The 10,998-nt window shown below is 45.0% G+C and carries 1 protein-coding gene; it reads right to left on the reverse strand.

Translation table 11 applies throughout. The features are described 5' to 3' along the window. Positions 1-18: 18 nt before the first annotated feature. Positions 19-10,956, reverse strand: coding sequence for a type I polyketide synthase (locus H6G32_RS11115; protein ID WP_190458066.1), 10,938 nt, complete (start codon positions 10,954-10,956; stop codon positions 19-21). Positions 10,957-10,998 lie beyond the last annotated feature (42 nt).

The following is a 10,998-nucleotide window of genomic DNA, read 5'->3' on the forward strand; positions in this document are numbered from 1 at the left end:
GATAATACCACCAAGTTTTTACTCTTGGAGAATATCTACAAAACTATTTAGTAGAATATCTGGGGTTGGTGCTGCTTTGGGGGAGGAAACCACAGAAATATTGGTACTGTCGTCATTTAGCCAGTAACGCTTGCGGTTAAATGGATAGGTTGGTAAAGAAATTCGCTGATGGATGTAATCTTTGTCAAATCCTTCCCAATCTATAGATGCACCAAGGGTATAAAGCTGTCCCAAAGATTCGAGAATTGCCTGCCAATCACTTTTGCCTTGCTGTAAGGAATGCAACCATACAGATGTATCAGTAGGTAAAATTTGCCGTGCCATATTATTTAAAATTGAGTGCGCTCCAATTTCTAAGAAGATGCGGAATCCTCTGGATGCAAGAGCTTGGATGCCTGAAGCAAATAGCACTGGTTGGCGGATATGGTTACGCCAGTAGCTGGCATCGGGAATTTGACCGCTTTCCAGGAATCCACCAGTCAGGTTGGATACTAAAGGAATTTCTGGTGCATTGTAGGTGATAGTTTGAGCAAATTCGTAAAATTCATCCAGGATGGGTTCCATCAAAGGCGAATGGAAGGCATGGGAAACTGCAAGGGTGTGGCTGTTAATGCCTTGGTTTTCCAAGTTTTGCAAGACCTTTTCTAGGGCTTGACTTTCCCCGGCAATAACTGTGTTTTGGGGAGTATTTACGGCGGCGATCGCAACTTGCTCCCCAAATGGTTTGAGGAACTGGGTCACCGTTTTCTCATCCGTAAATACTGCTGCCATACCGCCGATCTGCGGTAGCCTTTGCATTAACTGTCCCCGACGTGCTATTAGTCGCAAACCATCTTCCAGGCTAACCACACCTGCCACACAAGCTGCTACATATTCACCTACACTATGTCCTAAGACAACATCAGGCTCTACACCATAGGATTGCCACAAAGTGAATAAGGCGTATTCAATGGCAAATAAGGCAGGTTGGGTATAAGCTGTTTGATTTAAAAGCGACTCTGCACCAGTTTGGGGGTAAATTACCGACAACAGAGATTGCTCTAAGTAAGGTTGGAGAATGCTGTCACATTTGTTGAGGCTGTCGCGGAATGTCGGTTGCGTTTCGTACAGTTCCCGCGCCATATTAATTTTTTGAGAACCTTGACCTGTGAACAGAAAAGCAACGCGGGGACGTTTGCGCGACTCCCAACTACCAATAGCCATTCCTGACATTGGTTTGTCTGAAACGAAAGCTTCGAGTTTAGCTTGCAAATCTGCAATGGTAGTGGCTGTAATTGCCATGCGGTGGATGAAGTGGGAGCGACCGCAGTTAGCACTGAAACATAGGTCACTGAGTTTTGTGTGTGGATTTTGGGCTAAATAGGAAAGATATCGCTTCCCTAGTTCTTGACGTGAATTTTGATTGCGAGCCGATAATGTCAAAATGCGGATGGGAAGCTCAACAGTTTTGTCTGGCTGCAAAATTGTTGGTGCTTCTTCCAAGATGACATGGGTGTTTGTACCGCCAAAACCAAAGCTGCTAATGCCCGCACGTCGCACACCCTGTATTGGTTGCCAAGGACGCAGACGATTATTAACGTAGAAAGGCGTATCCTCAAAATTAATGTAGGGATTGGGAGTTTTAAAGTTGAGCGTTGGCGGCAGTTGTTTGTGTTTAAGTGCCAAAATCACTTTAATTATTGATGCCATCCCAGAGGCTGGTTCTAAATGACCGATGTTGCTTTTTACCGAACCGATGGCACAAAACTGACGGCGTTGGGTTTGTTCGCGGAACACTTCTGTGAGGGCGTTCACTTCGATGGGGTCACCCAAATCAGTACCCGTGCCGTGTGCTTCTATATAGGAAATAGTTTCGGGATTGATATTTGCTTGTTTGTGTGCATTTTTGATCACGGCAACTTGGGCGCGGCTATTGGGCGCTGTTAACCCGTTCGATCTGCCATCTTGATTGATGGCAACGCTTTTGATCGTTGCATGGATCGTATCGCGATCGCGCAGTGCTTGTTTGAGTGGTTTAATCATTAATACACCCACACCCTCGCCGCGTACGTAGCCATCAGCACTGGCATCGAATGTTTTACACTGCCCCACAGGAGACATAAAACCTCCTTTGCTAAAGAAAATATAAGATTCAGGTGCAAGAATTACGTAGACACCGCCGACAATAGCTGTTTCGCAATCCCCCTGAATGATGCTTCGTACTGCGGTATTCAGTGCCACAAAGGAAGATGAACAGGCTGTATCAATAACTAAGCTAGGGCCTTTGAAATTGAATTGGTAAGAAATGCGGTTAGCAACAATAGAAAGGGAATTACCCAAACCCAGACTAGCGGTTACTTGTTCTTTAGAACGTACTTGAGTCTGGGCATATTCTGCCGAGCTCAGACCAATAAACACCCCTGTCGAGCTACCCTGAGATGTCTCTTTAGCATAACCAGCCATTTCCATCGCTTCCCAAGCAGTTTCCAAAATCAGGCGCTGCTGCGGGTCCATCGCTTCAGCTTCCCGTGGTGAAATACCAAAGAATAGGGGATCAAACTCATCTATGGATTTCATAAATCCGCCCCACTTGGTATACATTTTCCCTGGGGTTTGGGGGTCGGGATCGAAATATTCATCCAGCGACCAGCGTTGATTGGGAATTTCCCGAATGCAATTAATACCGTTGGCCAGGTTGTACCAATACTCATCTAAATTTTCGGCATTGGGGAAGCGTCCAGAATAACCAATAATTGCCATATCCGTATCTGCAATTTCGGCAAATTCCTCTTGCCGATTCATGGGATTCTCTGGCGCAGATTGGTTATTTATGGCTGTTGATACTGATTTTTTACCGTTAGCGGTAGCAACAGGCGCTCTTACAAGTTCTGATGTTTGATTTAGAGGGTTTTTGGCAGTTATTAGCTGCGGTAAGCTGGCTGTAACTTTTCCCTGAGATTTACCGCGCAACAGGAAATCTACTTCTAATTGACAAATGGCTTTACCCCATTTATCTAGAATTGCAACCGGACAGGTGTAACGAACTTCCCCTTGCAGTTGCAGTTTTTCCAGCAGTGTGGAAATTTGTGCAGGTTCAAGGTAGACATCACAATACACGTCATTAATCGCCATCTCCTGATAGGTGATGCGTACACCCAAGACTACAAAATTAACATGATGTGCCGATAATGACTGTACCAGTGCCATTGCTGCTACTGCTTCTCCCAGAGAAAACATTGCCCCAGCGTAAATTGTGCCGATATGGTTAAGGTTTTCTGGTTTTGCTGGCAGCATTACGGAGATGCCGTTACTCGTTTGCTTAATAACTTCGATACCCAACTTGTCAACTATCGGCACACCGATTGGTGGTAGAGGCGTTAGGGATACTACTGGTGGTGTTGGTTGTACGTTAGCCGTGTCTGCAACAGAAGAAATCGCTGCTGTTGGCTCGTTTAAATTGCGCCCCCATTCACCCGCATTGGGTTGTTCTGATAAATATGCCGCTAAAGCATCTACAGTTGGGTAATCAAAAAGTAATGTCGCGGGGAAGGAACTCTGGGTCTGCTGCTGAATTTCTTTCACAGCCCGCACCGCTAAAATCGAATCTAGACCCATTTCTAAAAAGCTTTGTTGCGGATCGATTTGTTCTGGTGGAGTTTCCAGCACTGTTGCCATGACATTAATTACCTGCTCTTGGATTTGCTGACGCAACAAGCGAGGTGACAGGTTATTAGTAGTTTTAGTAGTGGCAGGTGTTAGTTGGGGTGTAATAGGTTCTAGTTTCTTGGCTGCATCCGTAACAACTGGGTGATCATTTGCCGCAGTCAGTTTCAATTCTACAGGCTGAGAAATATGCTGATTTTGGTTGAAAATTGCAATCCCAGCATGGGTAGGTAATAAAGTTAAAGCTTGTTTTAATGCAGTTAAAGCAGTAGGAGTAGTCAGAGCAGCCAAGCCGCGCTGTTGTGCAGACTCTAGCAAATGTTGACCCATGCCAGTTTCTGCCCACAAACCCCAATTAATACTTAAAGTTGGCAACCCTTGGGCATGACGCCACTGGGCAAAACTATCTAAATAGCAATTGGCCGCGGCATAATCTGCTTGTCCAATATTCCCAGTCAACGCCGCCACTGAAGAAAATAACACCATCAACACTGGTGATTGCTGTTGGCTGCTGAGGCTATGTAACAACCAAGTGCCGTATACCTTCGGCTGTAACACCTGGGCTAGTGTTGACTTTGACTTGGAACGTAACAACCCATCTTGAGTTATCCCTGCGGTGTGGAAAATTCCGTCTATTTGTCCGTATTCACTGTTGATATTGGCAAATAAACGTGACATCGAGATCAAATCAGCTACATCCGCTTGTGCAATTTCCAGTTTGCTACCCAGGGCGACAATTTTTTGCAGTTGATGAATTTTAATACTGGTGGGGTCATCCTGGGGATGTGTCTGTAACCATTGTCTCCACTCTTCTGTTGCTGGGAAGGAAGAACGGGCGCTCAAAATTACAGTCACTGGTGCAAGTTGTGCTAACCAATGGTCAACTGATAAGCCAATCCCCCCTAATCCCCCCGTGATTAAATACACGCCATTTTCCTGGGGCTGCCACGGAGAATTGCCAACATGATCAACTGGTGCTAAAACTCGTCGCCAGCGTTGTCCGTTGTTGTAGGCAATTTCTGCTGCTGTAATTGGGCTGGTTAATTCTTGCTGTAATTGTGTAACTAACTCTTTTAAATCAGTTTGGTTGTCAATTTGCACTTCTATGGCTTGGGTTTGCAGTTGCGGCATTTCCCAGGCGATGGTTTTCAGTAATCCCCAACTGGTTGCTGCTTCTGGATTTTGGATCTGACTGGGTGTTTGGCTGTTGGCTGTGACTAAACGCAGATTTAAGCCTTTGGGTAGGTATTTTTCTTCTACTAGAGCCAATATGAGTGCGTGTAAGCTGCGTAAGCCACGCTCTAGTCCTTGTTCCAGGGTCACTAGGCTATGCTGGTCGCCCTTAGCCGTTGCTGTCCAGAGATGGACGATTTGTTGTACTTGTTGTTGTTGGATGATTTTGGCTAGTTGTTGCCAGTGTTGGGGCTGTTGGGGGTTGAGGGTGTAATGTTGGTTTTGATTTGTAAATTGCTGGCCGCCAGAGACAGTGAGAATCTTGATCCCCCTTTGAGCCAGGCTATGGGCGAGGCTTTGGCCAATGCTTTCTGGTTCGATGAACAGTAACCAAGGCTGTTGGATGTTGACCTGTTGGTTTGTATTGATGGGGCTGGTTTCCCATCTGTTTTCATGGAGTAATGATTGTGGGGTTTGGCTCACCTGTTCGCGCTGTCTGATGCGGCGCAGACGAACTTGTTTCATTTCTACCAATACTTCTCCCTCTGGGGTCGCTAAAATCACATCTGCTGTGGCATTTTCCCCAGGAGAATTTGTTGTGTCTCTCAACTTAGCCCAACTCAGTACGTGATTGGGGAGGTGATTGTAAATACAAACTTCATCGATCGCAAAGGGAATATAGAGGAATTGCGATTGTTCTGGTTGTCTAAATAGTACTGCTAAAGCTTGGAGAGCAGCATCTGCTAAGACTGGATGCACTCGATAAGCTGAAGCGCTGGCCAACCATATATGCGGTAGTTGTAATTGAGCTAATACTTCGTGCTGACCAAATTGGACTTGAGTGAGAGCTTGTAGTGCCTCTCCGTAGTTTAAGCCTGCCTTAGCAAAACCCTGATAAATTTGTTCTCCGGATAATAGTTGGGAACACCTGGCTGTAATGTTGCTAATATCAAGTGCTGTCGGCTTGCTGAATGTGGCTTCTGCCAACTGCGCGATCGCATTATCTGTCCAATGGGACTCTGGTGTTGGATTTTCTAGAGAGCTACGCAAGTAGAAGTTTAAATTTTGACTGTTCTTAGTAATTAATACTTGAGTCCAGACTTCTCCCGATGCACCTAAGTTGAGCGGACGGCTAAAGACGATTTGTGACAACCGATAAGTTTTATTTGGCTGCAAATATTGGGTTGCGGCTGCCATAAATTCGATGACGCTTGCTCCTGGTAATAGAGCAAGATCATTAACTTGATGATGCTGTAATAACAGAGAGTTTTGCTGATGCCAATGTTTTTCAAACACTGCTCCTTCTAGGTTTGAGCGTGGCTGTCCCAACAAAGGATGTATGGACATTTCCCAACTGCTATTGGCAATATTTTCTTGTACTGGTTCCAGCCAACAACGCTGACGTTGAAAAGGGTAGGTAGGTAGTACAACGCGCTTTCTCATCAAACCTGCATCTACTGCTTGCCAATCGATTTCTACTCCCAAACAGTAAAGTTCTGCTAGCTCTTTCAGTAATTCTACGTAGGTGTGATCGGTAAGAGGAAGAGCGGCATTGCTTGTAAATTCTGGAGCTAATCCCAGATGTGGCACAATTTTATCGCTGAATAAACTGCCTTGACACCAGTTTCGCAATGCTGTTTGTGCTGAGGGTGGTAATTGTTGCAGTCGCTCTACAATTGAGGAAAAGGTTGTTTCCTCTATTACTTTAGGGCTGAGAAAAATAAGCGATCGCCGTAGGGAGGTTTTGTTGGCAGCTTGTGAGATGATGTAAAGCTTATCTGCTAATTGATCTTGAAAGCGTACAACTAAGGCTAGACGATGGCGGAAATGAGTTCTGCCAGTATTGACGGTAAAGCAAATATCGCGGATATCAGCGCTATCTTCTTGATCGAGATATTCTAAATAACGCTCTACCAACTGTTGCAAAGCTTCGGGACTTTGGGCAGAGAGAGTAAAAATATGGGCTGGTCGGTCTTGTGCTGGTCTCTCGACTGGGATTGTTGGGGCTTCCTGAAGAACCGCATGGGCGTTTGTACCACCAAAACCAAAACTGCTTATTGCTGCCAAGCGTTTATCTGCCGTTGATGTCCACTGCCGCAATTTATCGTTCACATAAAATGGACTTTCTTCAAACACAATATGAGGGTTGGGACTTTGAAAGTGCAGCGTTGGTGGCAATTGTCGGTGTTTTAAAGCAAGTATTACTTTTATCAACCCAGCGATTCCCGCAGCTGGTTCGAGGTGTCCAATATTCGACTTGACCGTACCAATAGCACAGAAAGCGCGTTTTTTTGTATGGGTTGCGAAGGCTTCCACCAGCCCGCGAATTTCGATTGGATCGCCTAAAGAAGTACCCGTACCGTGGGCTTCAATGTAACTCAGATGGGATGGGTCGATACCCGCCTGCTGCCAAACATTTTCTAACAAGCGACGTTGGGCTTTGGGATTTGGTGCGGTGAGGGTGGCTTTAGAGTGACCGTCATGATTCACTCCTGCACCCTTAATTACAGCCCAAATATTGTCTTTGTCTCGTATTGCTTGGGCTAAAGGTTTGAGCAACACCGCGCCCACACCTTCACCCCGCACATATCCGTCAGCTCCACTATCAAAGGTTTTACAATGTCCATCCGTAGATAACATCCCCGCCTGACCGAAAATAATTGCTCCGTCTGGTGTCAATATCAAATTAGAACCGCTAACAAGAGCAACATCTACTTCCTTACGGCGTAAAGCTTGATACCCCATATTCAGCGCCACTAATGACGAAGAACAGGCTGTATCTATCGTCATACTTGGGCCAGTCCAGTTAAACAGGTAGGAAATGCGGTTGGAAACTATTGATAGGGCATTGCCAGAACCTGTATGGCCATCGTAGTAACGATGAGCACGTTTAAGTATGTTGGCATATTCTTGACCAGCAGCACCAACAAACACGCCAGTGGTGACTCTAGCCAATTGCTCTGGCAAGTATCCGGATGTTTCTAAGGTTTCCCAAACTACCTCTAACATGAGGCGTTGTTGCGGGTCCATTTGTAGCGCTTCCCGCCAAGACAACCCAAAGAAGGCTGGGTCAAATTCCTCAACACCCTCCATAAACCCACCCCATTTACTACAGGTTTTTCCTGTTTGGGAGCGGTCTGGGTGGTAGAATTTTTGCCAATCCCAACGCGATCGCGGTACTTCTGTAATTGCATCTACCCCTAGCTGGAGATTTTGCCAGAACTGAGTTAGGTTTGCTGCTCCTGGTAAACGGCAAGATAAGCCAATAATAGCCACATCCCCGTCATCTTCGCTGTTAAGTTGCTGGTGAGTTCGATCTAACTCGTTCAGCAGGCTCTGTTTAGATACTATTGATGTAACACTTTTCTCTGAATGATTATTTAAACTGTTATTTTCGATTACAGGCTGTTTTGGTTCTGGATCTACCTGAATTACTGCATCTGGTAATAACAATTTCGTAAAAGCTTCTGGATGTTGATTAGTTAGATACTCAGCTAGCTCGATAATGGAAGGAAATTCAAACAATAAGGTTGCATCTAACGTTAAGCCAGCATCTTGCTCAATGGAACTTTTGACTTGCACTGCCATAATGGAGTCAAATCCCAAATCCATAAAGTTTTCTTTAGGATTAATATGTTCCTCTGCAAGTCGCAATGTCCGGGCTATTTTGTCAAGCAGATACGATTGAATTAACTTTAACAGGTCAGGATTTTCTCTTACTTGAGGTTCTAGTGTACTAGTTGGCGTGGATTTTTGTCCCTTGCTAAGACGAAGTTTATTTAAAGAAATTACACCTTCACCCAAGTTTTGAGTGGAAGATTGCTTAAAAATTGCCCATTGTCCGAATCTGTGACGTAGGGCTAAATCAAACAACTGCCGTCCTGAATCTGGTGTGATTGCTTCCAATCCCATTGCTCGAATCTGCTCGTTGTCAGTTGTTTTTAACATACCGACATGACTCCAAGGCCCCCAATTGATGCTGAAAGCGGGACGGGATGGTTTTAGGTAGGCAGCATAAGCATCAAGAAATGCGTTAGCAGCAGCATAATCACCTTGACCAACATTGCCAGTTAAAGCAGCAAGGGAAGAGAAGAAGATTAAGAAATCTAAATTTAAATGCTGGCTGGCTTGTGCTAAAACCCATGCACCCATGACTTTTGGACGTAGCACTTCAGAGATCGCCGTCATTGATTTGCTACGCAATAACCCATCCTGAATTACACCGGCAGCATGAATAATGCCATGCAGTTGCCCGTGACGATTGCAAATCGACTCGATTAATGCTGTCATTTCTGCTAAATTCGCTACATCTCCACTCACAGGGATAACTTGTACCCCTAAAGATTGGAGTTGCTGAACTTGTTTGATGCGGGTGGCAATTTCCTCTTGTTCGGAATTTTGTGTTAACCATGCAGACCATGTAGACTCTGGTGGTAGAGGTCTGCGTCCTAGCAGGTACAGATGGGAGCAATCATGAGAAGCTAGTAATTTCGCAACTTCACCACCTAAACCCCCAAAACCGCCTGTAATCAAGTAAACCCCCTCTGGTCGTACAGTTAAGGGTTTGTTGTTGGTAAAATCTACTGGAGTAATCGGTACTAGGTGGGGTGTCCAGCGTTGTTTTCCTCGATATGCAACATCATGGGACGAGCTAGCAATTTGCAGTTCTTGCCGCAGTATTTCAACAAGTTTTGCAATGGGTTCCTGCAACGATAAATCTACACAATGACAGCGTAGTTCAACATATTCGCGGGAAATTACCCGTGCTAGTCCCCACAGCGCTGCTTGTTCTGGGTGGGAGACCTGAGTATTGTCTGTTACCGACTGCGAATCATTGGTAATTAACCATAAATCGCAGGGTTGATGCTGTTGTTTTGCTAATGCTTGGGTAATGAATAACAGATTCTTAAATTCTTGTTCGACATTGACGTGCAGTTGCTGGAAATCAGTGTTGCGAAAATCTTTATTTGTCAGCGACCAAAGGTAAATAACCCCAGTAATTTCTTCATGGTCTTGGTAAACTGCTTGCCATAGCTGTTGGTATGCACTCTCTTGGGTAGGAGAGATGGAAAAATTATACTTATCTATACGATTAAATTTAGTACCAGCTTTAACTGCTATATATGTATGTCCAGCTTGTTGTAGAGATTGACACAGGGCTTCTGCCAAGCCGAGTTCGTCCATGAAAACTAACCAAGCCCGTTTTTTGTTTGTAGAAGTTACAGGTGCTGGCTCTGGCTGCCAAAGTAATTGATAACAAAAATTGTATAAGTTGGCAAAAGATGAAGATATGGATTCTTCAGCCATGTTGGTTTTGCGGAGGACAGTTACTCCCTGCAATTCGACTAAAATATTACCATCGGGGCTGGTAATACAAACTTCACCCTTGGCTACGGTTGAGTTTTTATTCTCTGACTCCAAGCGACGAACGTGGGCGAAAACCTGCCCCTGAACTTGGCCGTAGACTGTGACTTTTTCAATAGCGAATGGCAGGTACAGCGTGCCTGTCTGTTTACTCGTACCCAAACCAAGCAGCGCCCCCAAAGACTGTAGTGCCCCATCCAAGAGGGCTGGGTGCAGGTAGCAAGTTGAGGCTTCTGTCCACAGCGATGCTGGCGCTTCTAGTACCGCGAGTCCTTCGCTTTGGTTGACTTGTAACGACTGGATCACTCGGAATCCAGCACCGTAGTCAATGCCCAAACTGCGATACCAAGAATAAATATTCTCTGGTTGGAGCGATTGATGTGTGCGATCGCGGATTGTGCGAATATCTAAAGCTGTGGGATTTCCTTGTTCTGTCTTTGCTACCGTACCCGTAGCATATATGACATTTAACTTTCTATTAGAGATTTGAAACTTAGTCGTTTGGGCTTGTGGTTCTAGCAGTAGTTCAGCATTTACAGGTTCTCCTGCTGGGACTGTCATTGGTTTGGTAAAGGTGAGGTCTTTAACTGCAATTGGAAATTTTCCTTGCAGTGCAAAAGTTGCAGCTATCACCATTTCCAGGTAAACAACCCCCGGTAATACCGCCATCGCCATAACTTGATGGTCAGTTAATACCCTTTCTTTCTCCAAAACAAAAGTTTTTTCAAAGGAGGTAGACTTTTGAACTACGGGTAGTAATTGCGTGTTGTGTATCATAACTTTTTTTATACCTCTGATAATAAGCTAGATGGTGAGATA

Source organism: Cylindrospermum sp. FACHB-282 (assembly GCF_014697195.1).
Taxonomy (GTDB): domain Bacteria; phylum Cyanobacteriota; class Cyanobacteriia; order Cyanobacteriales; family Nostocaceae; genus Cylindrospermum.

Coding starts and splice junctions, on each gene's coding strand:
- H6G32_RS11115 (WP_190458066.1), bottom strand. CDS start 10,956: ATGATACACAACACGCAATTACTACCCGTAGTTCAAAAGTCTACCTCC.